At 41.4% G+C, this 26,058-nt stretch carries 29 protein-coding genes and 1 pseudogene; 22 read left to right on the forward strand and 8 right to left on the reverse strand.

Features of this window, described 5'->3' with window-relative positions; translation table 11 throughout:
• Positions 1-10: 10 nt before the first annotated feature.
• Positions 11-787, forward strand: a complete 777-nt coding sequence (locus ACSBOP_RS09110; RefSeq protein WP_442604096.1) for an ABC transporter ATP-binding protein — start codon at positions 11-13, stop codon at positions 785-787.
• Positions 762-2,687: an FtsX-like permease family protein gene (locus tag ACSBOP_RS09115; protein ID WP_442604097.1), complete on the forward strand. Its 1,926-nt coding sequence runs from the start codon at positions 762-764 to the stop codon at positions 2,685-2,687. The genes ACSBOP_RS09110 and ACSBOP_RS09115 overlap by 26 nt, the downstream gene beginning before the upstream one ends.
• 585 nt (positions 2,688-3,272) lie before the next feature.
• Here ACSBOP_RS09115 and ACSBOP_RS09120 read toward each other — a convergent pair.
• From ACSBOP_RS09120 to ACSBOP_RS09130, 3 genes are all read right to left on the reverse strand, one after another.
• On the reverse strand, positions 3,273-3,581 hold the full coding sequence (locus tag ACSBOP_RS09120; protein ID WP_442604098.1) for a hypothetical protein: 309 nt from the start codon (positions 3,579-3,581) through the stop codon (positions 3,273-3,275).
• A 1,245-nt stretch (positions 3,582-4,826) separates the two neighbouring features.
• Positions 4,827-5,498, reverse strand: coding sequence for an LrgB family protein (locus ACSBOP_RS09125; protein ID WP_442604099.1), 672 nt, complete (start codon positions 5,496-5,498; stop codon positions 4,827-4,829).
• Positions 5,498-5,869 (reverse strand): CidA/LrgA family protein, encoded by a 372-nt coding sequence (locus tag ACSBOP_RS09130; protein ID WP_442604100.1) that lies wholly within the window; start codon positions 5,867-5,869, stop codon positions 5,498-5,500. The genes ACSBOP_RS09125 and ACSBOP_RS09130 overlap by 1 nt, the downstream gene beginning before the upstream one ends.
• 110 nt (positions 5,870-5,979) lie before the next feature.
• On the opposite strand from ACSBOP_RS09130, the gene ACSBOP_RS09135 reads away from it, so the two are divergent.
• From ACSBOP_RS09135 to ACSBOP_RS09150, 4 genes are all read left to right on the forward strand, one after another.
• Positions 5,980-6,876 carry a LysR family transcriptional regulator gene (locus ACSBOP_RS09135; RefSeq protein WP_442604101.1) on the forward strand — a complete coding sequence of 299 codons (897 nt, stop codon included), beginning with the start codon at positions 5,980-5,982 and terminating at the stop codon, positions 6,874-6,876.
• Between the two features lie 84 nt (positions 6,877-6,960).
• Positions 6,961-7,506 (forward strand): chromate transporter, encoded by a 546-nt coding sequence (locus ACSBOP_RS09140; protein WP_442604102.1) that lies wholly within the window; start codon positions 6,961-6,963, stop codon positions 7,504-7,506.
• 93 nt (positions 7,507-7,599) lie between these two features.
• A complete protein-coding gene (gene ytxJ / locus ACSBOP_RS09145) occupies positions 7,600-7,938 on the forward strand; it encodes a bacillithiol system redox-active protein YtxJ (RefSeq protein ID WP_442604103.1) in 339 nt (112 codons plus the stop codon).
• A gap of 94 nt (positions 7,939-8,032) precedes the next feature.
• Positions 8,033-8,971, forward strand: a complete 939-nt coding sequence (locus ACSBOP_RS09150) for a DMT family transporter (protein WP_442604104.1) — start codon at positions 8,033-8,035, stop codon at positions 8,969-8,971.
• 50 nt (positions 8,972-9,021) lie between these two features.
• Here ACSBOP_RS09150 and ACSBOP_RS09155 read toward each other — a convergent pair whose 3' ends face one another.
• A complete protein-coding gene (locus tag ACSBOP_RS09155; protein WP_442604105.1) occupies positions 9,022-10,194 on the reverse strand; it encodes a M20 family metallopeptidase in 1,173 nt (390 codons plus the stop codon).
• Positions 10,195-10,414: 220 nt separating this feature from the next.
• On the opposite strand from ACSBOP_RS09155, the gene ACSBOP_RS09160 reads away from it, so the two are divergent.
• Positions 10,415-11,080: a GDSL-type esterase/lipase family protein gene (locus ACSBOP_RS09160; RefSeq protein ID WP_442604106.1), complete on the forward strand. Its 666-nt coding sequence runs from the start codon at positions 10,415-10,417 to the stop codon at positions 11,078-11,080.
• Positions 11,081-11,100: 20 nt separating this feature from the next.
• Here ACSBOP_RS09160 and trhA read toward each other — a convergent pair whose 3' ends face one another.
• Positions 11,101-11,739, reverse strand: coding sequence for a PAQR family membrane homeostasis protein TrhA (trhA, locus tag ACSBOP_RS09165; protein WP_442604107.1), 639 nt, complete (start codon positions 11,737-11,739; stop codon positions 11,101-11,103).
• Positions 11,740-11,979: 240 nt separating this feature from the next.
• On the opposite strand from trhA, the gene ACSBOP_RS09170 reads away from it, so the two are divergent.
• The 4 genes from ACSBOP_RS09170 to ACSBOP_RS09185 all read left to right on the forward strand — a co-directional run bounded on the left by ACSBOP_RS09170 (position 11,980) and on the right by ACSBOP_RS09185 (position 14,803).
• A complete protein-coding gene (locus ACSBOP_RS09170) occupies positions 11,980-12,783 on the forward strand; it encodes a transporter substrate-binding domain-containing protein (RefSeq protein WP_442604108.1) in 804 nt (267 codons plus the stop codon).
• 78 nt (positions 12,784-12,861) lie between these two features.
• Positions 12,862-13,512 (forward strand): amino acid ABC transporter permease, encoded by a 651-nt coding sequence (locus tag ACSBOP_RS09175; protein ID WP_442604109.1) that lies wholly within the window; start codon positions 12,862-12,864, stop codon positions 13,510-13,512.
• Positions 13,505-14,227, forward strand: coding sequence for an amino acid ABC transporter ATP-binding protein (locus ACSBOP_RS09180; RefSeq protein ID WP_442604110.1), 723 nt, complete (start codon positions 13,505-13,507; stop codon positions 14,225-14,227). Before ACSBOP_RS09175 ends, ACSBOP_RS09180 begins: the two co-directional genes overlap by 8 nt.
• A 96-nt stretch (positions 14,228-14,323) precedes the next feature.
• Positions 14,324-14,803 carry a glutathione peroxidase gene (locus ACSBOP_RS09185; RefSeq protein WP_442604111.1) on the forward strand — a complete coding sequence of 160 codons (480 nt, stop codon included), beginning with the start codon at positions 14,324-14,326 and terminating at the stop codon, positions 14,801-14,803.
• Between the two features lie 46 nt (positions 14,804-14,849).
• On the opposite strand, the gene ACSBOP_RS09190 is transcribed toward ACSBOP_RS09185, so the two are convergent.
• Positions 14,850-15,617 carry a DUF2087 domain-containing protein gene (locus ACSBOP_RS09190; RefSeq protein WP_442604112.1) on the reverse strand — a complete coding sequence of 256 codons (768 nt, stop codon included), beginning with the start codon at positions 15,615-15,617 and terminating at the stop codon, positions 14,850-14,852.
• A gap of 237 nt (positions 15,618-15,854) precedes the next feature.
• Between ACSBOP_RS09190 and ACSBOP_RS09195 the strand changes: the two genes are divergently transcribed.
• From ACSBOP_RS09195 to ACSBOP_RS09220, 6 genes are all read left to right on the forward strand, one after another.
• Positions 15,855-18,116 (forward strand): DNA topoisomerase 3, encoded by a 2,262-nt coding sequence (locus ACSBOP_RS09195; RefSeq protein ID WP_442604113.1) that lies wholly within the window; start codon positions 15,855-15,857, stop codon positions 18,114-18,116.
• A 13-nt stretch (positions 18,117-18,129) separates the two neighbouring features.
• On the forward strand, positions 18,130-18,846 hold the full coding sequence (locus tag ACSBOP_RS09200) for a uracil-DNA glycosylase (protein WP_442604114.1): 717 nt from the start codon (positions 18,130-18,132) through the stop codon (positions 18,844-18,846).
• 136 nt (positions 18,847-18,982) lie between these two features.
• Positions 18,983-19,339 (forward strand): hypothetical protein, encoded by a 357-nt coding sequence (locus tag ACSBOP_RS09205; protein WP_442604115.1) that lies wholly within the window; start codon positions 18,983-18,985, stop codon positions 19,337-19,339.
• Between the two features lie 18 nt (positions 19,340-19,357).
• Positions 19,358-19,516 (forward strand): hypothetical protein, encoded by a 159-nt coding sequence (locus tag ACSBOP_RS09210; protein WP_442604116.1) that lies wholly within the window; start codon positions 19,358-19,360, stop codon positions 19,514-19,516.
• A 114-nt stretch (positions 19,517-19,630) separates the two neighbouring features.
• Positions 19,631-20,500, forward strand: coding sequence for a phosphotransferase (locus ACSBOP_RS09215; protein ID WP_442604117.1), 870 nt, complete (start codon positions 19,631-19,633; stop codon positions 20,498-20,500).
• A gap of 1,002 nt (positions 20,501-21,502) precedes the next feature.
• On the forward strand, positions 21,503-21,667 hold the full coding sequence (locus tag ACSBOP_RS09220) for a hypothetical protein (protein ID WP_442604118.1): 165 nt from the start codon (positions 21,503-21,505) through the stop codon (positions 21,665-21,667).
• 52 nt (positions 21,668-21,719) lie between these two features.
• On the opposite strand, the gene ACSBOP_RS09225 is transcribed toward ACSBOP_RS09220, so the two are convergent.
• Both ACSBOP_RS09225 and ACSBOP_RS09230 read right to left on the reverse strand, forming a co-directional pair.
• On the reverse strand, positions 21,720-22,325 hold the full coding sequence (locus ACSBOP_RS09225) for a DUF1963 domain-containing protein (protein ID WP_442604119.1): 606 nt from the start codon (positions 22,323-22,325) through the stop codon (positions 21,720-21,722).
• A 359-nt stretch (positions 22,326-22,684) separates the two neighbouring features.
• The gene (locus ACSBOP_RS09230) at positions 22,685-22,999 is read right to left on the reverse strand and encodes a DUF3987 domain-containing protein (protein WP_442604120.1); all 315 of its coding nucleotides are present in this window, start codon (positions 22,997-22,999) and stop codon (positions 22,685-22,687) included.
• Between the two features lie 217 nt (positions 23,000-23,216).
• Here ACSBOP_RS09230 and ACSBOP_RS09235 point away from each other — a divergent pair, with 217 nt between their 5' ends.
• The 5 genes and pseudogenes from ACSBOP_RS09235 to ACSBOP_RS09255 all read left to right on the forward strand — a co-directional run.
• Positions 23,217-23,660: an SMI1/KNR4 family protein gene (locus ACSBOP_RS09235; RefSeq protein WP_442604121.1), complete on the forward strand. Its 444-nt coding sequence runs from the start codon at positions 23,217-23,219 to the stop codon at positions 23,658-23,660.
• Positions 23,661-24,169: 509 nt separating this feature from the next.
• The gene (locus ACSBOP_RS09240) at positions 24,170-24,403 is read left to right on the forward strand and encodes a helix-turn-helix domain-containing protein (protein ID WP_442604122.1); all 234 of its coding nucleotides are present in this window, start codon (positions 24,170-24,172) and stop codon (positions 24,401-24,403) included.
• A 159-nt stretch (positions 24,404-24,562) separates the two neighbouring features.
• Positions 24,563-24,880 (forward strand): hypothetical protein, encoded by a 318-nt coding sequence (locus tag ACSBOP_RS09245; protein WP_442604123.1) that lies wholly within the window; start codon positions 24,563-24,565, stop codon positions 24,878-24,880.
• Between the two features lie 31 nt (positions 24,881-24,911).
• Positions 24,912-25,244 carry a hypothetical protein gene (locus ACSBOP_RS09250; RefSeq protein ID WP_442604124.1) on the forward strand — a complete coding sequence of 111 codons (333 nt, stop codon included), beginning with the start codon at positions 24,912-24,914 and terminating at the stop codon, positions 25,242-25,244.
• Positions 25,245-25,577: 333 nt separating this feature from the next.
• Positions 25,578-25,960 (forward strand): annotated as a pseudogene (locus ACSBOP_RS09255) (hypothetical protein); the annotation flags it as partial.
• Positions 25,961-26,058 lie beyond the last annotated feature (98 nt).

The raw sequence follows: 26,058 nt of genomic DNA on the forward strand, positions 1-26,058 counted from the left end.
ACAAGATATCATGAACGTACTAAAAGCAGAAGGTCTATCTAAGGTTTATGGTTCGATGGGAAAGCTGACATATACAGCACTTGAGAACTTGAATCTTAGTGTAAATAAAGGTGAATTCGTTGGCGTAATGGGTCCGTCAGGAAGTGGTAAAACAACACTACTTAATCTTTTATCCACAGTGGACAAGCCAACTTCAGGCAGCATCCTAATTAATGGAAAAGAACCTGGAAAGCTTAATAATAAACAACTTGCGTTATTTCGTCGCAGAGAACTCGGATTTATATTTCAAGATTTCAACCTATTAGATACATTGACGATTAAAGAAAATATTTTACTTCCGCTCGTATTGGAAGGCGTATCGATCAAAGAAATGAATACTCGTGTTGCACACTTTGCGAAGTTCCTCGGGATTGAAAAAATGCTAGACAAGCGTACATACGAAGTATCAGGGGGTCAACGCCAGCGTGCGGCAATTGCAAGGGCGATGATTCATGATCCCGCAATCTTGCTTGCGGATGAGCTTACAGGGAACTTGGATTCGAAGGCTGCGAAGGATGTGATGGATTCCTTGCAGCAGCTAAATGAAGAGCAGCAGGCAACGATCCTTATGGTGACGCACGATCCTTTTGCGGCGAGCTATTGCGAGCGAATTATTTTCATCAAGGACGGTCGATTGTTCACCGAAATTCGTCGTGGAGACAACCGTCAGACATTTTTTCAACAGATTTTAGACGTGCTAAGTGTACTAGGAGGGAATTTCAATGACGTTTCTCCAGTTCGCGTCTAAAAATATTCGTGGAAATTGGCATCAATACATCGCTTTTTTCTTGAGTAGTGTATTCTCAGTTCTCATTTTCTATATTTTTTCAGCATTTATCTATCACCCCGATGTCGTGAATGGCTACATCCAAGCGGCAGATAAAGTAAAGTACGGCTTAATTGCTTGTCAGGTCATTATTTTGATTTTCTCGTTATTTTTCGTGTTGTATTCGATTCATGCGTTTCATAAGTCTCGAAATAAGGAATTCGGTCTATTGCATCTGTTCGGTATGACGAGAGGTCAGTTAAACCGTATGGTGATTTATGAGAATATTGGCATCTCGATTCTTTCGATTGGAGTCGGCATTGCTGCAGGTATTTTATTCTCAAAGTTATTCTTTATGGCCCTGTTCGCGTTGCTGGATATGAACGTTCCGATTCGTTTCTATGTGGTTGCTAAAGCGATTTTATACACAGCGGCATGGTTCTTTATCTTATTCATGTCGATTACATTGATGTCCCTAAAGCGTATGGGCAAAATGGAGGTCATTGAACTTCTTCATGCAGCAAAAAAGCCAAAAGATTTACCGAAAACGCATTGGTTGCTTGTGCTTCTTATGATTCTATGTCTAGGTGTTGCTTACTATTTGGCTTATCACGTAGATATGAGTAATATTCTTATGTTCATTTTACCTGTAACCGTCTTAGTTATTGTGGGTACGAACTTGTTCTTCTCACAAGGAACGACCGCGATTTTACGTAGGCTCCAAGCATCATCTGTATTCTATTTCCGTAAGACGAACATGATTATTGTGTCCAACATGATGTTTAAGATCAAAGATAACGCGAGAGTGCTGTTTATCGTATCCATTCTTAGCGCTGTCGTGATGACTTCATCAGCAACTCTATATGTGATTTCCCAAGGGGCAAAAGAACAATTCATGTCTCATATGCCACAGACGATTAGTTATTCAGAAATAGGTTGTAAAGGTCATTCCGTCATTGATCCAGACAAAATCAAGTCTTTTATGGAAAAAGAAGGATTTGGCATGGAATACGAGCTGCATGTGCAAGGGATTCTTGCAACAAGTCCTACTCATCCCAAAACAGTATTCGTAATCTCAGAGGATGATTACAATCATGCAGCTAAGTTGACACGTGGTGCTGAACCCGTTCATGTGAAGCGCGGTGAGACGATCTTCGTCTATCCGTATATTGAAGCGAATGATCAGTTCTACAGCAAGGGTGGGGAGTACAAGGGTACTTTACTTGGTAAGCCATTCGATATTCATGTAGCTGGACAATTAAATGGAGCTGTCATTTCACCGCAAGGGGAAGCGTCTTACTTATTCATTATGAATAATGAGCAGCACCAAGACTATATGAAGGCTGCGTCTGACCAAGAGGTCATTACGATTCATGGTTTGGAACCTCAAAATTGGGAAAAATCATTGCCAGCTATTCAAAAAATGGAAAAAGAATTATTCAATTCTCAGCAACAAACGGACGTAGTGGAGCGGGTATCTCAATATTTAAATCTTAAACAATTAAGTGCATTAACGTTGTTCATAGGTTTGTTCGTCTCGATCCTATTCTTCATTGCTTCTGGTTCGATGCTTTACTTCAAATTGTTCACAGAACTTGCGGAGGATCGTCGACAATTCAATGCCTTATCCCGAATTGGAATGTCCGTACAAGAAATATCTCGTGTTGTAACCATGCAAACAGGCGTCCTATTCTTCATCCCGCTTGTCGTCGGCGCAGTTCATATGCTATTTGCGATGAAAGCACTGAGTAACATCTGGAATGACAACACGATTTGGTATGGCGTGGGTGTCATGGGCATTTACATTGTGATGCAAATGATTTACTTCTTTGCTGCTCGTAAAATGTACCTCAAGCGTGTGCTGAGCGGCATCGTGGATTAATACAGAGTGCAACTTGTGGGGGCGAGTTGTCTAAGCCCTTCCATCCGCTGTTCAAAAGGTATCCTTGGATACCTTTTTAAAAGGCGGAGCGCTTCGCTTTCCAGGACTTAGACAACTCTACTTTTAAAGGACCTTCGGAAAATGTGAGTCAAGTTCATAATTACCTACTTACTAATTGGCTTAAACATAATGATTACCGATTATCTGAAGGTTGGAACGGTGATAGGGGCTCTTGGTCCAACCATCTAAATCGAGGTATGAACATTACAAGGGTTGAAACACTTTATAAGGGCGAGATCTCGTCCCAACACTTCATTCGTTTTTGACCCAGTGTTAATCTTTTAAGTATAAAAGAAAGCTCATCCCCGATGAACTGGGATGAGCTTAATATATCAACAATATATTCCTGCTTCGGCATGCATCCTCGGTTGCTAGAGGCATTTCGGAGAAGTTGATTCCGGTGAAATGACCGTTTGAATTTATAAATTCGTATAAATAAATGGATCCAGCCCTTACTTCCTCCATTCAAAGGAGGTAGAAGGACAGGACCAATATTAGTAATTACCCCAAAGTTACATAAATTTTTCATTTAAATAATGTAATCGCACCAGTAAACAGGTAAACAATAGCCCAATATTGCAATGGGATAAAGAATAAAGTGTGTTGATTACCTAATTTAAATTGAGCTCCTGTTTTCTCACTAGTAAAAACTTCGTCTTTACGGCTATTTAAACGTTTTCCGATTGACCAAACTGCAATACCCGATAAAATTAGACCTACAAAATTAATCCATGAAGCTATACTATCATTAAGTTCCATCGAATTAATTAATACTAAAACCAGAAATGGAATTATTAAACCCAAAATGCCCCAGCCTTTCCAAATAACCATCATAATCTCCCCTTTTAGTGTTTGCAAAAAATTACATATTAGCCTCATTAATTTAATATTATTAACTATTAATTGTCAAGGAAAATGGTGGGAGATAGACTAGCAAATGAACAAGTAAAAGAGTTAGTGTATAAATTCTACAATAAAATCAAAAAGGAATATCAGATGTGATCTTATTTAGAAAAAACTATAAAATTATTTTTGATATTAAGTCGAATAAAATGGAAAAATATTATATAAATAGCTAAGAGATAAAGGAGAAGAGCAGATTTGGTGGCAATTCTAGAAGTCAAGGACTTCGTATAATACCGTATCTCCTCAGCGGGTTGCACCCTTCGTTCGCAAGATGTGGTAGATTGAGAGTGGGTTCAGCGAACAACCTAGCGAGGCTAAGTTTTCGTTGGACCCGGTGCGTACGCGCCTTTAAGCCACTCGGGTTCGTAGAAACAAGAATGTTAGCTGAAATACCCCCAAATCAAATCATAAACCTTAGCATCAATGAGTAGATGAATTAGCTTGATTTGTGACTTTGAATTCGAGTGGGGTTACATAAATATTTAGGAGGGAAATAGTGTGAGTGATAGATTTCAATTAGGACACGTTACATGGACAAAAAACGCCCGTTTCAGGGCGTACTTTTTAGTGTCTTCCTCTGTAACTTTCCCATACTTGACGGTTAGAATTTTAAAATCAGGTTGTCGAGGCATTTCTACTTTCGCGTTTTCCCAAGACACATTTAATAAAATATCGCCTCCCTGGCCATTTAAGATAATGTAAGCTTACGAAAAGAAGTGTTAGTATATCGATTTTCATCATATTTGCTATTGTATTCTCATATTCCTTGCTATCTAAATATCGGAACCACGACAGATAATGTTGCTGATACTTAGTGAGTCAGCCCTTTTGAGTCTCATAGGAACTGAATGCCCTCCACGAATCGGTTCAAAGAACGTTTGAATTAACAATAAGATTTAACATAGCCATAAACAAAGAAAGCGACCCTTATGGAGGTCGCTTTTTTGCTGTGCAACGAATGCTTTGAAAAAAAGCATCTTCGAGTCGAACGGAGAGTGATCAAAGTTCTGGAAAGCGAAGCGCTCGCCTTTGAAGAAATGTTCCAACACCAGCTTCAATAAATTCAGGGAACATTTCTTCAACAGCGATGGAAGGACTTTGATCACTCGGCTTTAATCACGTAAAAGTTTCTATGTACAATCCTGCATGAAGCAGTCGCGGTAAACCCGCAATTTACAGCCATGCAGTTACAAGTGGTGCGAGAGCAAGCGTTGATCCACCCGCAATAATAATCGATAAACTTGAAACGGAGCCTTCAACCGTACCAATTTCATACGCTTGAGCAGTTCCCATCCCATGAGCACCCATACCAAGTAGGGTACCTTTGGCAAGTTGAGATTTGATTTTCAAGTATCGAATCATGAAAGGACCCATAATACTTGTAAGTCCCGTAACGATAACGAAGATAGCCGTCATACTTGGAATGCCGCCAATCGTCTGGGAAATATCCATCGCAATCGGAGTCGTCACTGAACGTGGTACCAAACTTTTCAAAATCGATGAATCAAGATGCATCAATTTACCTAACCATACAGTTGATACGATCGCAGCAAAGCTGCCGATAACCAGACTGCTAATAATTTCTATGGCATGTTTCTTAATGATGGATGCATATTTGTATAACGGTACAACGAAGGCCACGGTTGCAGGGCCTAACATGCGAGAGAGCCAGACATTTCCTTCCATCCAATGCGTGTAATCTATATGTGTAATCTCTAGAATTAAGATAATCGTAATCATGGACAGAATAACAGGTGATAAGAACGGATAAGACCAACGTTTATATATTTTCTTCGAGATGAAGTAAACCGCAACTGTCAGTAATAAATAGGCAACTGGTAACATTATAACTCCACCCCGCCTCTAAATTTGACTAATATTTCGGTAATTTTTCCTGTAACCCCCATCACGAAAATCGTACTTATCACAATAATCAATAAGAATTGCAAGCCGTATGAGCGTACAAGGTCGCCGTAGTTCACAATACCGATAGCCGATGGAATAAAGAATAATAGCATTTCTCCAATCAGCCATTTGGAACCTAACTCCAACCATTCAACCTTGAGTATGCGAAAATGCAGCAGAGCAAAGACGAATGCAATTGCTACAAAGGCTCCAGGTATTTTCCAATGTAAGGCTGTGACGATATAATCGCCAATTAGCCAGAACAAGTAGAACAGAATAACTTGGGCAGTTCCTACTATAAATTTTTTCATCGATGTCATCTCCTCTTGTTGTAAACCAAGTATACAATGACCAATGTATAAGGTAAAATATATAGATCGCATGTGATCCATGCATTCTATCTATAGATGGGGGAGTTTACATGGAGCTTCATCATTTTATTTATTTTAAAGAAGTAGCTGAAAAAGGTGGATTCACGAAAGCCAGTCAGCATCTTCACGTGAGTCAGCCAACCATTAGCAAGATGGTTAAAGATTTGGAAGACGAACTTGGTGTTCAATTATTTGAACGTAAGGGCAGGAGCATTCATTTGACTGATGCAGGGAAAGTGCTGCTCGATCAAGCCAATAAGGTGCTGGATGCATTTAACAATGTGCCCACAGAATTGTCTGAAGTCATTCACCTGCAAAAAGGTTCCATTCGACTCGGACTGCCGCCGATGATCGGGTCGATCTTTTTTTCAAAAGTAATCGCCCAATTCCATAAGCAGTTTCCTTCGATTAAAATTCAAATTATTGAAGCGGGAGCGAAAAAGGTAACTGAATCCATTGAAGATGGCAGTTTGGACCTTGGAGTCGCTATTTTGCCAGTTGATGTATCCAAGTTCGAAATTTTCTCCTTTTTCAAAGAGAATTTAATGGTACTTGCTCACCCGAGTCATTCGATTGCAAATAGGCCTATATTGGAATTGCATGAATTAAAGGAAGAGCCGTTTATTTTACTTTCCGAGGACTTTGCCCTGCATGATATTATTCTAAACTTGTGCGCACACATCGGATTTACCCCGGAAGTCGTGTGTAAGAGTTCACAATGGGATTTTATTGGCAAAATGGTATCTGCAGAGCTAGGGATCTCCTTTTTACCTGAGACAATCTGCGGTTTGGTAGAAAAAGAGAACGTAAATATCATTCCGCTTGTAAATCCAAGTATTCCGTGGCATTTGGGTTTGATTTGGGGTAAAGATCGATACTTGTCCTATGCGGCCAAAGAATTTATTCAAGTGACACGTTCTATGCTGCAAGAGGAACCTAAGGTGTAAGGTCTTGGTTATAATTGGTTGTCGATAATTATGTTGTTGGTGTATTCTAAGAACAAATGCCCACAGAGAGAAGGTTACATAAGCATGTTAATAAAGCTATGGGAGCTGTTCCTAGGGTTCGGAAGATCGACACTATTGGGCTACGGTGGGGGACCATCCATCATACCGCTGTATGAGCATGAGGTAGTAGAGAAATTTCATTGGCTAAGTAAAGATGAGTTCGGTCAAGCACTTGCTTTCTCAAATGCACTTCCTGGTCCGATTGCAACTAAATTAGCTGCTTATGTTGGGTACCGGGTGGCGGGTTGGATCGGAGCAGCAGTTGCTTTAGGAGCCGTTGTATTACCGACAGCACTGCTGATGATCGTCTTGGTGTTCGTCATGAGTAAGTTGCAGAACAATCCTGTCATTAAGGGGATGATTCGCGGCATTCAGCCTGTAATCTTCGTGATGATGGCTATGCTTGCTTATGAATATGCCAAGTATGTGTTTGAACCAAGTACAGGAACGATTAATTATGTTCCCTTTCTAATTGCAGTTGGATTCTTTATTCTGATTCAATATATGGGTATTAGTGTGATCTGGGGGATCTTAGCTGCACTTGTTGCAGGGGCGCTCTTTCTTCGATAGACGCAAATTAGTAAAGATTGCAATTTTTTACGTGGATTTTGAGGCAAATATTACTTATACTAAAGGAAAAAACAAAAGGGAGAGAAAACCGATATGAATTATCAAGAAATTACGACACTTGAAGAGTGGAACGCACTTTTGCAAGACTCCGAACATAAAGGGATTGTTATTTTCAAACATAGTACGACTTGCCCAGTATCGGCTTCAGCACACGAAGAGTTTGAACAGTATTTAGAAGGAACACCGAATACGGATGTGGCCTATTACTTGGTGAAAGTCATTGAGTCTCGCCCAGTATCGAATCAAATTGCGGAAGATCTACAAGTAAAACATGCATCCCCTCAAATCATTTACTTTGAGAAAAAGCATTCCGTATGGAACACATCCCATTGGTCCATTACAGTAAAACACATGACGGCAGTTTTAAACTAAAGGTGCGATAAATGGTATCTGACTCCTTGTAGGGAGTCTTTTTTCATGTCAATTCGATGCTATTGTTCAGTCATTCGTGATGAGGAGATTAATCATGCACACAACAAATAAACCGCGGGTTCCGCTTTCTTTATTGATGGTCGTTGGGATTATCGCGATTTCATTTTCAGCTATTTTTGTCAAGTGGTCGGAGGCTCCTGCACCTGTCATTGCGATGAATCGCTTGTTGCTGACGGTACTTGTGATGCTGCCATTTATTTTTAAATATGTACCCGAGTTTCGTAAAATTTCACTTAAATCTTACGGTTTACTGGTTGCATCGGGTGTTTCATTAGGCCTACATTTCTTATTCTGGATGGAATCTCTTCGCTTTACATCCGTTGCATCTTCTACTGCTATATTAACCTTAGAACCTGTTCTGGTGATGGTAGGTTCCTTCTGGATATTCCGGCACAAGACGAGTAAAGTTGCTTTGTTTGCGATGGCAATTGCTGTCTTTGGAGCAGTCTTAATCGGTTGGGGAGATTTTAAGTTTTCAGGGGATGCGCTTCAAGGGGATATTCTGTCTTTCCTGGGAACCGTTGCGGTTGCAGTCCATATGATTATTGGTAAAAGCTTAATAGAGCACATGTCCGCTTACGTTTATTCACTCTTCGTGTTCCTAATTGGAGCAATTGTCCTCGGTATTTATAATGTAGGAGCAGGCTATTCCTTAGTCGATTATCCTGCACATGAGTGGGGCTTGTTCTTGCTGCTTGCGATTGTACCGACGATTTTCGGACATTACTTGTTTAATTGGCTGCTGAAATACATGCAAGCGACTTCAGTGTCGATGTCTGTACTTGGTGAGCCGCTAGGTGCTACGATCCTTGCTTATTTCCTCCTGCATGAGAACATTACAGCTATTCAGCTTGTTGCCGGTTTGCTGCTATTAGTTGGAGTAGGTGGGTTCATTCATAGTCAGGAAAAAGGCAGCTCAAGCGAGCACCCGCCACTTGCTGAGCGTGCTCTTCAAAAAGAAGCAAGTATATAGAAAAAGACGTGCTGACTTCATCGTTAGCACGTCTTTATAGTTTTTTACACTTATTTCGCTGCCAGTGCTGTTTCAAACTCTGCCTTTATAGCTGCAAGGAGTTCAGGCTGTGTAAGGACATCGTATGCGGTAGAAGCAAGTACTTTACCTGTAAGCACCATCGCATCTAGTGCCTGATCTAACATCGCTAGATCACGGAATTCTTTGGTGTGCAGTAAATGTTTTTCACTGATCACTTTCATAAATGGATGAATCGTTGGACAGTAGATCGATACATTGCCAAGATCAAGAGAGCCGTGGTCCTTACCATTTTCGATTTGATCTTCACGAATACCTAGTTCGAGCAGATTACGCTCGTATGTTTGAGAAAGTGTCTGATTGGTTAGCAATTCATCATAAGAGTATTCATAATTGCTAGTTGTTAGTGTACAACCTGTTTGAAGCGCAGCACCTTGGGCACACGCCATTACTTTTTGTACAACTTCATTCGTATAAGCACGTGTTCCAGCACGTACATAGAATTGAGCAACTGCGTAGTCTGGAATAATGTTCGCTGCTTTACCACCTTCGGTAATAATACCATGGATACGAGTATCGCTGCGCAGCTGCTGACGAAGGGCATTAATGGAGTTAAATAATTGCAAAACTGCATCTAATGCGTTAATGCCTTCATGCGGGCTTGCTGCGGCATGAGCGGGTTTACCTCTGTATTCGAATTGAATGGCATCGATCGCAAGCGACTCACCTGAACGTTCATAGGTGTAATAAGGATGAGCCATAAGTGCAGCATCAACGTCCTTGAAAAGTCCTGCTGCAGCCATTGGCACTTTAGCGCCCTTCGTTTCTTCTGCAGGGGTACCGTATACACGAATCGTACCACCAATTTCATCAATAACTGATTTAAGCCCAATCGCAGCGCCGATACTCATTGTACAGATTAAATGGTGACCACAAGCATGTCCAAGTTCAGGCAAAGCATCAAACTCTGCGAGGAACGCAATAGTTGGGCCTGGTTTTGTTGATTTATAAGTAGCAATAAATGCAGTTGAAATATCAAGTACCGCGTGTTCAACCTCAAAACCTTGATATTCTAGTTCTTTAGTCAATTTCTCGTAGGCTTTAAATTCTTCATGTCCCAATTCTGGATTTTCTCCAATAAATTGAGATATTTGTTTAAGACGCGCCGCATTGGCATCAATTGCTGCATGTATAGTAGCTTTCATTAGCCGCATACTCCTTTCAAGAGTCAGAAAGTTGTGTTACTTGAATATCTCTATTGTAATACAAACCAGATATGGCTTCCACTGCAGCTTCCTACTCCTCCATTAAGAACGCTCCTAATTTATTGCCCTTACGAATATATATGACTAAACAGAGTGTGTTCAAATGGCAGAGCTAAGCGCGAAGAACACAGTCAAATAACCAAATAGGGAGTGATGTATCTTGAATCTTTCCTATTCTTATTTAGCATTCGGTGATTCCTTAACAGCTGGTAATGGTGCTGCAGATGGTTGTGGTTATGCCCCTACGGTGCATCGTTTTCTTGCAGCTGATTTTGGAGAGCGGGTTCCATGTTCAATATGCGGCACGAGCGGTGCGACTTCAGCTGAATTGTATGAACAGTTGCAGACAGACGAGAGCTTAAGACAGCAAATTGAACAGGCGGGGATCATTGCAATTACGGCAGGTGGTAACGATTTGATGCAAGCAGCAGTCCCTTTTTTCACTGAGGGAGAATCCAGGCCATTAACTTCAGCGCTTCAGCAATTTGTCACGAATAATCGTAAGATCCTTGCACAAATTCATGCGATTAAACAAAGGCAAGATACCCCTCCCCTTATTCTCCAAATCGGCTTGTACAATCCATTTCCACAATTTCCGATTGTTGTTGAGTGGATCACGAGATTTAATCGGCATATGCAGCGATTTAAGCGTTCAGGTGCTATATATGTGAATGTATACGACGCTTTCTTGGGCAGGGAGAAGATGCTGCTATCTGATGATCTCGTGCATCCGAATGAAGAAGGCTACCTCGTGATGGGTGAACAGGTGAAGCAAGCGCTAGCTGAACCGCTGCACCGTGAGGTGCTTCAACGTATTTTTACTTGATCGATGATCTATTCAAGACTTCACTGCACCCATAACAAGTAATTGTTGATCACGATAAAATGACAGATCGACCCACCAAGGACGAACAGATGCCACACCGCATGATGATAACGTAATCTTTTCCACATAAAGAAGAACGTACCTACGATATAGAAAAGATCGCCAACAATCAGCCACATGACACCAATCAAAGGAATAATCTGCATAAAGGGTTGTATAAAGAGAAGTGTGAACACGCCCATCGCCACATAATAATAGGTTGTAAGTAGTCGATATTTCGTAAACCAGCCCCAGAAAGTTAGTGCAATACCGACTATGGCCATCAGCCAAATAATAGCAAGCAAGGTCCAGCCAAGGGGTGTTCGCATCCCAATAAAGATGAACGCTGTATAGGACCCAGCGATAAATAAATAGATGGCTGTATAATCCAGAAGCTCAAATCGGGGACCCCACTTGGTGGAAGTCACACTATGCAGCAAAGTAGAAGATGTGTAAACATACAGCATCGTAACACCAAAAATAATGTAACCGGCGATGTGCCAAGACGTCCCATATGTATAAGCACGATAAAGTAAGGCGTATAATCCTACAATAGATAAAGGGATACCAATACCATGTGTCACGGCGCTATATAACGATTCACGGGATAAGGAATTCATCACAAGCCCTCCTTGTTTCCTTGCAGATCGTACATCATACTGTTTTTCTAGGCGGAATGTTCCTGTCCATCGGGATATTCGCCTATTTTTTTGCAAACACTGCTTGTATAACTGTTTCAGAAATTGTCAATTATTAATGCCTTTAAATGTATTGTATATTTATAAGTTTGGATGTATAATAACGCCTATATTAATTATCAGATGATCAATAACATCATGTATACAGAGGGGTTAAGTCAGATGAAAAAAATCGTACTTTCTTTATTATCACTTACTTTAGTATTTGTATTAGGCGCATGTGGACAGAAGAATAGCGCAAATCCAGCCGCGTCAGACGCACCAGCGAAGAAAGAAAAATTAGTACTCGGTACGAGTGCAGATTACCCGCCATATGAATTCCATAAATCCATTAATGGTAAGGATACAATCATTGGTTTCGACATTAGTATTGCTGAAGAAATTGCAAAAGAAATGGGTAAAGAACTTGAAATTAAAGATATGAAGTTTGATGGTTTGCAAGCTGCACTTCAAGCAGGGAACGTAGATATGGTTCTTGCTGGATTTTCCCCAACAGATGAGCGTAAAAAAAACCTAGATTTCTCTAACATTTACTACACGGCGAAGCAAATGATCGTTGTTCGTAAAGAAGATAAAGATAAATACAATTCACTAGCAGATCTAAAAGGGAAGAAAATCGGGGTACAAAAGGGCTCCATTCAAGAGCGTTTAGCAGGCGAGCAAATTGAAAATGCAGAATTGAAACCACTTGGTAAAATTTCTGATATCGTTCTTCAATTGACGAATAAAAAAGTGGATGCGATTATTCTTGAACTTCCAATAGCTAAATTCTACACAGATCGCCAAAAAGAATTAAGTTTATCCAATTTTGAATTGGTGGTAGATGAAGCAGGTTCTGCAATCGGAATTAAAAAAGGCAATGAAAAGCTTGTTGAACAAATCAACAAAACTTTGGACAGACTAATCCAAGAGAAGAAGATCGATCAATTTGTTCAAGAAGCTAACAAGCAAGCTGAAGACAATTAAGCATTACCCTGAAATAGCGGTACGCTGCCGCTATTTTTTCTATTTAAAGATTAGATCGGACGAGGTGAGAGGTTAAAGATGAATTTTACTTGGTTAGATAAATATTGGCAGTATTTTGTGGATGGAGCATTGACAACTTTAGAGCTATCTCTATGTACGATGGTTCTTGGTATCGCGGGTGGTATCATTCTTGCGTTAATGCGTCTGTCATCCATAAAGCCGCTCAAATGGTTTGCTGCATCCTATATCGCATTTATTCGTGGTACGCCGCTGCTCGTGCAGTTATATATTATTTTCTATGGAATGCCACAAATTGGCGTGCAAATGCCAGACTTTATGGCAGGTGTACTCGCATTATCCATTAACTGTGCGGCTTATGTAGCGGAAATTTTCCGTGGCGGTATCCAATCTGTGGACAAGGGTCAAATGGAAGCGGCCCGTTCACTAGGTATGTCTAATGGTCTTTCGATGCGTTTAATTATTCTGCCACAAGCATTACGTAACATCTTACCTGCTCTAGGTAATGAGCTTATCGTCATCATCAAAGAGTCTTCAATTGTATCGATTATCGGTATTTATGATTTGATGTATAGAGCAGATACGGTAAGAGGCAACACGGCACTTCCATTCGAACCGCTTATCGTGGCAGCGCTCATTTATTTTGTTATGACGTTTACCCTGTCCAAGTTGCTTGGAGTTGCTGAACGGAGGATGAGGACTAGTGATTAAGGTACAAGATTTACACAAGCATTTTAAGAAATTAGAAGTCCTTAAAGGGATTGATATGAATATTAGCAAGGGTGAGGTTGTCGTTGTTATCGGGCCGAGTGGATCGGGTAAAAGTACATTCTTACGCTGTCTGAATTTGCTGGAAACACCGACTCAAGGCGAGATTATTTTTGATGGCGTCTCGATTACGGACAAGAGTACGGACATTAATAAAATGCGTCAGCGCATGGGTATGGTGTTCCAGAACTTTAACCTTTTTCCTCACTTGACGGTGTTGGCCAATATTACACTTGCTCCGCGCAAGTTGAAGAATATGTCACCTAAAGATGCCGAGATCATTGCTCGTGATTTACTTCGTAAAGTTGGTCTTGAGGATAAGGCGAATAACTATCCAGGGCAACTATCTGGTGGACAAAAGCAACGGATTGCCATTGCACGTGCACTTGCGATGCAGCCGGATGTTCTATTATTCGATGAACCGACTTCCGCGCTTGACCCTGAGATGGTTGGCGAGGTGCTTGAAGTGATGAAGAGTCTAGCTAAAGACGGTATGACGATGGTCGTTGTTACACATGAAATGGGCTTCGCAAGAGAAGTGGGTGATCGTCTTATTTTCATGGATGGTGGAGTCGTTGTTGAACAAGGCGACCCTACACATGTATTTACAAACCCGAAGCACCCACGTACGAAAGAATTTTTAAGTAAAGTACTATAGTGGGAATGATGCACGATATAACCGATGTTTCCTTAAAAAAGGAGCATCGGTTATTTATTGTGGTATAATGAGGAAAATTTAAAGGAGGATGTTCCAATGAGCCTATATTCCATTCCAGTTACAACAGCAAAAGGTGAACAGACGTCACTTGAAACATATAGAGGTAAGGCCCTTCTTATTGTAAATCTTGCTTCGAAATGTGGATACACACCACAATATGCAGGTTTGCAAAAGTTGTATGAACAATATAAAGATCAAGGATTAGCGATTCTTGGCTTTCCTTGTAATGATTTCGGCGCACAAGAAGCGGGTACGATGGAAGAAATTCAAGCGTTCTGTTCTTTGAACTATGGTGTGACATTTGATTTATTCGAGAAAGTTACCATTCTAGGCGAGGACAAACATCCGCTATATGTTTGGTTAACCGAAGCTGCTGAGCCGCAGAGCGATGTGCGTTGGAATTTCGAGAAATTCCTCATTTCCCGTAATGGTGAAGTAACTGGTAGATTCGGCAGCGGGGTTACACCGGAATCCGATGAGCTCGTACAAGCAATTACTCAAGTGCTTTCTCAATAATTGGAATAAGAATCGCCATGTGCCTGACAAGTAGACTTTTTACGTTTCACTGCTTTACCCAGTACGCACTGCAATCCTCTAGGCGATCCATAAACCCATACTCAATTAAGTAGCGGCGTAAAGTCACATATTCAGTCGGATGAATCTTTTTCAAAATCGCATTGACTTCAATTTCAGTGTAATTATGATTTGGTTCGAAGAATGTATGAATATGTTTCAGAATGGAAACTTTACGCTTCTCCTTCTTTGGGAACTCACGTAGTTGACCTTCTAATCCATCTGGAAAATAGGACCTGAGAATCTCCTCATTCTCCTGCTCCGTAATCGCATATCGTTCATCAATCATCGTTGCGGTACGATGAATATCGATGAGTCGCTGAGAAGGAACTGTCTGATCTTCCAGCGATTCCATAATCGCGAGAAACAGTTTCGCCTGCTTTGCTTTCTCACGGAGAGTAAAGCGATGATTACGGATCGTAGAAGCGCTGCCTCCACCTAGTTGTTGAACAATTTCCTTATCGGTTAATCCTTGTTGAAAAGATTGAATTAATTTTTTTTGCAAATCAGTAAGTCCAGTTAACTTCTTATCTAATGAAAGTAAATAATGCCCCATTGAAATATGCTGTGTCTCAATATGTTTACGGATCGACTTGTGTGCACTATAAAATTGTTCTCCAGCAGGATAGATAACGCCATCCTCAAAGGTTTTTCCACAGACTAAACAGATAAATTCCTCTGCGATTTCATCAAATACATATCCTTGTTTTATTTCTGAAAGGGAAGCGGTCCAGAATCGATCATTTGTATTTTCCATAAACGAATACCACCTATGTTTGTTTAATATATAGATATGATATTACATTGTTTATTTGCATTCAAGTGAGTTGGGGGATCGAAATGAGTCTGTGGTGAGCTTTCACTGCAGACTTTTTTATCGTGATCATTATACTTGAGCACCACTTCATGGTATGATGGAGTTTAAACCCCCATTTTTCATCGGTGAACCGAGCCAAAGTGGGGGTTCATTCTCGCTAAACGAGGGGTTAGTCGTTTGAAAACGTTAATTATTGCTGAAAAACCGGATATGGGTCGCAATATTGCGGCTGCTATTGAACCGCGCTCACTTAATAAACGAACCTATATCGAAGGTGACAATTACATTATTACATGGGCAATCGGGCATTTAATTGAACTTGCTGAACCTGATGCTTATGACCCTAAATATAAGAAATGGAACATCGGTCATTTACCTATTATCCCAGAGACATTCCGCTTGATTCCGAATCCACGGACTAAGGATCAATTAAATGTGATCGCAGATCTAGCCAAGCGATGCGAAGCGATAGTGAACGCATGCGATGCCGGGCGAGAGGGGCAGCATATTTTTGCACTTATTATGCGTTACTTGCAGCTTCGATTACCAGTCAAACGCCTCTGGATCTCGGACTTAACTCCAGAGACGATTCGCCAAGGGTTCGCTGAGCTTAAGGAAGGATCGGAATATGCGAATTTAACGAAAGCTGCACGAGCAAGAAGTGAAGCTGATTGGGTAATCGGGATGAATGGAACAAGAGCGTTCACGACGAAACATAATGTATTGCTTTCTGTGGGACGCGTTCAGACGCCAGTACTGGCATTGCTTTATGAGCGTCAGAAGTTGATCGAATCATTCGATTCCCTAACCTTTTATGATCTGGAAGCAACCTTTAAGCAGAACGAGACGGAATATAAGGGCATGTGGCAAGGGGATCGGTTAACCGATCCGGAACGTGCAGATAAGCTTTTACAGAAGGTCAAGGGAAAAGATGGAATCGTCCAATCATATGAAGTGAAGGAAACGAAGGAATATCCGTTTAAGCTCTATGATCTGACACTATTGCAGCGTGAGGCAAATGCACGTTATGGATTTTCGGCGAAGAAGACGCTCGATCTTGCGCAAGCTTTGTATGAGAAACATAAGGTCATTTCTTATCCGCGTACGAACTCGAACTATGTGACAGAGGCGAATATTCCTCAAATGCATAGTGCATTAAATGCGCTGCGCGGAACTGCCTATGATCAATGGGCACAAGGTGCGAACAAGTCACTCGTGCATGTGAATAACAAGTCGATCTGCAACCCGACGAAGGTTGAGGATCATCATGCCATTTTGCCAACAGGTAAACGAAGTACAACGCTTTCTACCGATGAGAATAAACTATTCGATCTCGTGATTCGCAGATTTTTATCTCAGTATTACCCGGCAGCCATGTACAAAGCGCACACGGTTATGACAGTGGTCGAGGGGGAAGAATTCAAGACGAATATTAAGCAATTGCTATCCAAGGGTTGGAAAGCGATTTATGATGAATTGAAGCAGGAGAAACGAACCAGTAAGAAAAAGGAGGAAGATGAGGAAGAAGAAGCGGCTGAAGTGACAGATGATTTTTCCGTTGTGGAGGGACAAGCTTCAACATGCACAGACGCACTTGTGAAAGAGAAGATGACCCAACCGCCTAAAGCATTCACGGAAGGAACTTTGCTTAAAGCGATGGAGAGCGCTGGGAAATCGGTTGAAGATGAAGAATTGCGCGAAGCGATGAAAGACTCTGGTCTTGGAACGCCTGCGACACGTGCAGCAACGATCGAACGATTGAAGAACGTCGGGTATATCGAAGCACAGGGTAAACGGATGATGATCACACTCAAAGGTCGAACGGCGATTGAACTGATTCGAAATGCGGGTGTTGAGCTGCTAACTTCTCCTGAGATGACTGGGCAATGGGAGCGGCGATTGAATGCGATTGCGAAAGGCGAAGCTTCTGACGAAGCCTTTATGCAGCAGGTAAAGAAGTTCGCTGGATTTATCGTGGAAAAAGTAAGACAACAAAGTCGCGCTGCACAGACTGATTTTGGTGAAGTGCAAGACGGGGCTGACAGTGGAAAAAGCGGTAAGGGCAAGGGTACAGCTGCATCAAAGCCAGCAAAGGGTAAGTCTGCAAGTCGAGGAAAAGCAGCAGAAGAAGCGAGTGGAGAAAGAAAATCTCGTGCATCAGCCTCAAGTGCTATCGCAGCATGTCCGCGGGAAGGGTGTGGAGGCACCATTTTTATGGGGAAAAAGGGTTATGGGTGCTCGCATTACAAAACAGGCTGCGGCTTCGTCATATGGAAAGAGAGCTTTGGCAGAACATTGACTGATACGCAAGTTAAGGCTCTAATTGAGAAAGGCAAGACTGCGAAGTTGAAATTGAAGACCGATAGCGGAGATGAGATCGATGGAAGAATTCTGTTAATGAACCCATCAGCAGGCACGCTATCAATTGAGAGAGTTTAAGGGGAGTAAGTAGATGGATCAGGTGATGGTGTGGAAGAATCGATTGCAAAATGATTGGAAAACCGTAATGAATAGCGAATGGGAAAAACCTTATATGCAGGATCTGATTGCATTTTTGGCTGATGAGTATGCGGAGCATGAGGTATTCCCAGCGCAAGAGCATATTTTTGCTGCACTGGATGCTACGTCTTTCCAGGCGACGAAGGTTGTTATTCTCGGGCAAGATCCGTATCATGGAGCAGGCCAAGCACATGGAATGAGCTTTTCTGTGCAGCCTGGAGTAGCGGTTCCTCCATCACTACGCAATATGTATAAAGAGTTACATACCGATCTGAATATCCCGATTCCAACACATGGATGCTTACGTGCATGGTCCGAGCAAGGTGTGCTATTATTGAACACGGTGTTGACAGTTCGTTCAGGCGAGCCATTGTCTCATCGAAAACGGGGTTGGGAGACTTTTACAGATGTGATAATTCGTCAATTGAACGAAAAAGAGCAGCCTATCGTCTTCATTCTTTGGGGAAATGAGGCCATCAAGAAAGCGGCTATGCTAGACAGCTCCAAGCATCATATTCTGACTTCTGTTCACCCGAGCCCACTGTCTGCTCGTCGTGGATTTTTCGGGTCACGACCTTTTTCTAGAACGAACGACTTCTTAATCAGCCAAGGTCTTGCTCCAATTGAATGGTCCATTTCGGATTATGAGATTCCTGCAAGTCCACTATAGTCAATAGACATATTATTTTAGGATGAGTAATGCGAATGGGGATCTCCCTTAATGTGTTGCTCATCCTCTTTTGATGCAGCAAGAATTATACATATCACTCACCGTCCGGGCAGGTTAACAGAGAAAGGATATAGACATGAGGGTTATAACTTTGTGTGGTTCTACAAAATTCAAAGACCAATTTGAACAAGCAAACGCATTTCTTACACTTCAAGGTAATATCGTTATTAGCGTTGCCTTCTTTGAGCAAAGCGATGGTTTTGAAATAACACAAGAACAAGCCGAATTACTGGGAAATATTCATTTTAGGAAAATTGATATTTCTGATGAAATATTCGTTATTAACGTTAATGGTTACATAGGCACTAGCACAAGAAAAGAAATTGAGTATGCTGAAAAGAAGGGGAAAGCGATTCGTTATTACTCTGATGGAAAAATTACTTCTTACGAATGCTCGCTAACGGGAAACTATAGCTTCATAAAGACAAGTTAAAAAGGAGTTGTGTGTCAAATGCAAAAAGCAATAATTGTTAGTTACTTGACCGAAAAAAGGAATAATTTAGAAGAACTTAATGAATTGTCATCTCAGGGATGGAAAGTAGTTAGTCAAAGTTCTATGGGAAGTGGAGGAGTGAATACGGTCTATTCCCTCGTAATAGTAGAAAAATAGCTATTCAGCTAAAGGGTAGTTTAGTTGAATATTTCCAAACTATACCTAGTATTTCTATCACTCGAAATAGTGCAATTGTTGAAATATATGGGAAAAGTTCAGGAGGCAGTGAAAATGGCACAAAGACCAGATGTTAACAATATCATTAAAGACCTTCGTGAAACAGGTGTAATTGATTCAACCTCAAAGGTTACTAATAAGATGAAGGGGACCACGGATGGACTTGTATATACTCTTACAGTCAACGACGAACCGAAATATGTGTTGAAGTTGGATAGTGCACAAAATATATCCTTGGTTGAACAATTGCTTCATACTTATAGGCATGCCACTCTACTACCTAAACTTCTCTATACGGATCCTGCAAAAGCATATTTTGTTTATACATACATTACTGGTACAACCCATTATAAAAGAGGATCAAAAATAAACTGGCTGACACTTTTGATCAATGGGCTCATCAATCATTATGAAAATTTTCAACATACGGACAAGTGGGGATTCTGGTTGGAAGATCCGTGTGAAACTTGGCGTGATTTTATTGATCAGGGTGTGGAATATGCTCGAATTAATGTGGGGAGCCTTTTGCCAATTGAGGATTATCATAAAGTGAAATCTTTTGTTAGTAATATATCGAAGGGTGAAGGATATGAAAGATTTTTACTTCACGGCGATTGTGGTGTTCATAATTTCGTGTTTGATCAAAACGCATTAAAAGGAGTTATTGATCCTTCACCGATTGTTGGACCTGTGTTGTATGATTTCATTTATGCTTTTTGCTCCTCTCCTGACGATTTAAACCTAGAAACTTTAATTCCAACATTCACTTTGCTAAATCATGTGCCACCTATGGAAAGATCAATGCTTATCGAAGAAGTGATCATTCAGCTTTATTGTCGTATCGGAATCTGTTTAAAACACCATCCACATGATTTAACTGATTACTTAAAGGCATGGGACTACTGGAAAGCCCTTGTACCTTAAGTGGCCGCTTACGGACCAATCTTCCTGTGCTTATCGACGTGTTTAAAAAGGTCTGGTGCCAAGAGTTGAATAAAAAATCCAAGTGCTTTACAGCACTTGAACTTATCGATCACATAAATCTCCATAGTCACACAATATACTATAGGAGAGGTCAAAAACTATTGAATGTTAAAAGTATCGTTCTCAACTATTATTTTTAATTCGGATTGATCATGTTGAATATGTTTGATGAAAACATTATTAATGACACATATTTTCAAACTACCTGTATAACTTAACTTTCTAACTTTATTTATTTTATTCCAAATAATATTTGAGTCTATGAGATTAGATGTTTTATTGGAATCTGAATTGTAAAATCCATAGTATGATATTCCACCATAGAAGAACCAATATAGGTTATCATATTCATCTTTTTGTATATGACTTATAACCCAATTCGAAGGAAAGGTGTTATTTATTATTTGAATAATTGAATTATTGCTGTCTTTACGGGGTGTTCTTTTGTTGAATACATAAACGAAGGGGGATCTAATTTATTTATAAGTTTTGCTTGATGACGTATAAAGTATGTCTGCCTCATATAAAAAGATTATCAAAATAAGGTCTACAATTAATGAATATAAAATCATTTATTACAAAGAAACTCTGAGAATCATATTAACTTCTCGTAAATTTACGTCAACATTCCATAGTAACATTCCATAGTCCAGATAACTTCTTTGTTCGCAGTAGGGCCATCTAGGTTAGTTATGTTAATTGGTATGTCTTATAAGGAGGTTCAAGCAGTTAATAAGTTCAAAAGTATGCCTCAATTCAAAATGTTTAATATTTCCATTGCTACAGGAACTGGTAGAATACTCAAACTATAAAGAGGTACTCAATACTTCTCATTAGAGTACCTATGAAGTAAACGCAATAAAAGTTTAGAGCACTTACCTAATAGATAGCGCTCTGTATACTATATTTTTGTGCAGAAAAATTCGCTGTTAGAATGTTACGGTGAACCGTATCATAAGTGACGGCGAAAAACATGAGATTGAACTAAACCTGGACTACTTAATTCAAACTCAAAATGAAGATGGTAGTTGGTCACCAAATTGGTCTTGGGGCGGTGGGGATAACGAGGAAGCGTGGCAGTGGACAAAAGTGAAGTGGCAAGGTTAAGCGCACTCTATGGCTCCTTCCAAGGTCTACAATGACATCGCAGTGTTCCTCACTAACAATCCTGAATAACTAACTTTCCGGTCGTCAGATCCTCATTCACAAACGCAAAAATCGTTGGCGAGGCGCCCACCTGCAAGCAGAACGGCTTGAAATTCGCATGTAATTGCAGCAGCAACCGCCAGTTGTTGCTGTCATCCGGCCAACCATCGCCTTGAAAAAAATAGGGCACCCCCCCAATTTTATCGCCATCAACTTCGTCGCTATAGGCGTTTTGCTCATTCTTAGTGAGCGAGATGTAGGACTCGCAAGGGAGAAATTCGGGGTCTTGGGCTTCTTGCAGCTGAGGGATGCCTTCATAAGATCCACCATTGTCATCCCACAGCGTTGGTCCGTTAGCCAATGGGGCTGTATCGACCAGAATCTCGCCTTCCGGCTGGATAATGATCGCATTTTCACCACCATCCGGGTCGATAATATCAGGATCAAAAAAGCCTTCCTCCATATTTTGCGCATGTGTAACAAAGAGATAGGCCATTCGGGAGTCAGGAACGTTTGGGGTGGGGAATAGTTGCGGGTTTAGCTCTATCTGACCAATAAACATCATCGGGCGCTTGTCCCACCCGCTGCTAAGCGGCCATTGCGGTTCTGTCAGCCACACTGGTTGTCCTCCGAATTTCGTTATGGGAGTCCGGATCGGTTTACTGACGCGGGTAACACTGTCGATCTTGTATTTCTTCAATAGTTATCGTATCCCTTCGTTCTGGCATAACATGATTATAATTGATCCATGCTATTTTAAATAGAAAGACAATAGATTTTCTTATTCAGTGCTGAAACAGGCAGACAGTATGTTGCCATATGGTGAGCTTGTCCTTCATCTCAATGGCCTTGATCGCGGTCACAGGGCGGATCACTTCCATCATGTTCAACGTGTGGAAGCCCATTTGAATAACCTCGTCTAGCAGCTCCAGGTCATGCTTGATGCGCTTTGGGCTTTCCTGGTTTGCCAGTGTCTGTTCAAGTGTGGTTTTGGCCCTTGCACGGTCTTTTGCATAAAGTGGGCGACTTCAATTGAATCGAATCGCCATTTTTCCGGTCGTAGGCATAGTGCTCACCGCTATGCCCTTTCAGGAAGATATCCACGTTCGATTTATTTCCCGAATAGAGTCCGGCGATGATATCCAATATACCGCCCTCGGCATTAAGAATGCCCATTCGGTTATGATTTTCGGACATGGCCTGAATTAGCTTTTCGGGGGTGATATCTTGCTTCACGAGTGCGGGCGGGAAAAGCTCCCTGGTCGTATCCAATTTCTTCTGAATGTCCGCCAACTGGAGTCGAGCATCCAGATTAGGCCGCCGATTACTTCGGTGGCCTTCCGTGCATGTAGAAACACAAAAACGATTTTTAGCCAAATTTAAAGAATTGGATGTTGGAAAACAATTGGCTGTATGGCAAGCTAAATAAAGCATGAGAATTTCTTACGCATGAAATGGGACTTAATGAATTCATCCTGATAACAGGATTTGCAGGGAAGGAGATTAACCTATGAAAGATGCGTTGATGGAGAGATTAAAGGTTTTTCTGCAACGGGAGGACAATAGCACACTAGTAGGCATTCCGGCGAGCCAAGAGGAAATTGCTGAGGCACAGCGGCAGCTGAATGTAAACTTTCATGAGGACTATGTACATTTTATCAGGACGTTCGGGGGAGCATTTGCGGGTCTTGCGGTACATGCATTCTCTAATGGCTCTAGTCTTGGAAATGAAACGGTTGTCGATTTGACGCTGGGGTTCCGAGAGCAATTCAAGGAGCTTCCCCTTGCAGAGGTTTTACGAACCGGTTATGTCATCTCTATAGATGGGTCCGGTGATCCGATTATCATCGATCGGGAAGGAAAAGTTTGTATCTGTTATCACGATACCAGGGAAATCAAGTTATTAGCGGATTCATTTGAGATGCTGATCGAGGATAATTTTTATGAATGGTGATTAGTGCAATCCGGTAGACCATCTGTCCGCGGCGGTACCGATAATAAGCCATGAGTGCTGGCGGTAAGGCACCGCGGCGGATTTTTCGCCGATAGACCCGTTAAGCTGAACCGTACCATAAGTGACGGCGAAAATTTTTGTTGTTGATTTGCCTAGAATTGTGGATGATGATGTCTAATAGTGGAGTATTAAGGATCCTGAGACCATTGAACTTAGGATGCTTTTAGTTCTTTGTAACTAGAAATTTGTCCTCAATTTTACATTGACATGGTATGATAAAGGTAATAAATGGATCAGTTAACAGGTCAAAAACGCAGCGTCTTTCGCTGTTCAAACGGCGCGGCGATGAGCACCTGATAAAATCCATGAATCAACTCGCGCACCTGCTCGAAAACGACAGGAGAGGTATTGTCTTTGGCTAGTTCAAGCCCCAGCCGTGACTTTTCTGCTTGTAGTTTGCTTATATCAGCTATGCCTAACCTCTTAATCTGATAATAAGAGGTGGTAGCATGTCGGATTTACGTGTTTTGGTCGGTGAAAGAATAATAGCGATCAGGAATTCACAGGGACTTACCCAGCTTCAAATGGCGGAGATTTACAGCTTAGATGATGCTTATATTGGTGCGGTGGAGCGGGGAGAACGGATCTTCAACGTAGATGCTTTGAAGAAATTATACATTGCAATCCAAGTCGATGCAGCTGATTTATTTCGAAATGAAACTAGGCCATATGCTTATGCATAAGGTTACAATTGATAGCCAAATGTTGATGAGTCCCCAGGAATTTAAATAAATGGAGGATTAGGCAAACCGGTTTTCTTCCTCGTTCTTGTTACCGAAAGAGGGCTTTGAAAGGTCAGTTGGTTCAACAACATTAACTCACTTTACCGAGCTAAAGTCTTATTGGAAAACATCAATCGGTGCAAAGATTTAAATATCATTGATGATGTAAGGTATACTTCGCTTCAAAAACAAATCTCGACGAGAAAGATTCGGACACGTGAGCCCGTTGACGATGTTATTCCTGTTTCTGAACCAAAAGTATGGAAGCAAGCGACTGAAATGATCATTAAAGCTGATGTAAAAACAGCACGTGACCTGTTGTTAGATTTCGATCTACCTGCTGCTATTGTGGAAGAAATCTGTAACCTTAAGCAAGGATTTTTTGGTAAGGATACCGCTGAACCTAAGTTGAAATTGATTAATGGCGGACTCAGCTAATCAATCTTGATAAAATGAGGGGGACATGAATATGGCTGGAAATGAAGGCGGACATCGTGACATTGCGAGCGAAGAGCTGACGGAGGCCGATTTGCCTGGAGAAATGGCAGGCTGGGCGAAAATTGCATCGTTCGCGATAACTTTCGATGAGTTCGATTCTTTCGAAGAATGTTTCGAAGCGTCGGACCGGATCGAGCGAGCGTATGAACAGAACGGTAATATCGCTGGCTGTTCGCTTTGGGATTTGCGGGCATTTCTGCTGATGGAGGAAAGGGGATGCCAGCATCGCGGTGATTGGCCCTTACCGGAGCGTATGCGGCTTATTTACGATGTTGTCAATGCAATACGCGATAAAGTGAGATAATACAGTCATTGACGATCCCGGTTTTTCCAGAATAGGTTAAAGAAGTGATTCTGGCGATGGGGTGAACATAGGAAGGGCAATAGGATAAGAATGCCGAGCGACAGATGCGGATGTGGAAACTGATCGCCTGAAAAGCCAAACATGTTCACCATCGTGAGCGGTAGAAGCTGATCGATCTTGTACAGCTGCACCATACAACCGCTCTCTCTGAAATGAATTGATCATAGTACGAAGGAGCTGCCCGCGACAGCTCCTTTTCGCATTTTTCGCCGATATACCCATTAAGCTGAACCGTACCACAAGTAAAGATAACCAAGGAACGGACAGTGGAGCGTAGTGCGGCCGAATTACAGCAACTGCGGGGATTGCAATTTTCACGGGATAATGTCTGACCGGGATTATGCAAATGAGGATTTGAACGTACTGAATTTCGAGAGGGTCAAATGGGGAGGCGTCCGTTTGAACCACTTTCTTTATTGCTGGCTGGATCTTAAACTATTCAGCAAAGAAGAAGACTTCGAGATTACCAATGAGGATGTTGCCATATTCTGCAAAATAACCAAAGCGTTTCAAGGCTGTGCTGATCATGAAAGTGCCAGGCAGTTGGAAAAGCGCTGGAAGGATGCGATTCCTTCAAATAAGTAGGAGCGGGATGGCAGGGGAGTGATGGTTACTCTCGGGAAGCGATGGAGTTTTACTTCGGCGCGTTTCTGTAGGTAATACTGAATTAACTTATATACCTGCCCGCCCTAATAAGCCCTAAGTCTGTTGTATTTTTCCAAGAAGCTCTCTATACTACTCATAAGACTTGAGG

It is taken from the genome of Paenibacillus sp. KN14-4R (assembly GCF_052180255.1).
Taxonomy (GTDB): Bacteria; Bacillota; Bacilli; order Paenibacillales; family NBRC-103111; genus Paenibacillus_AM.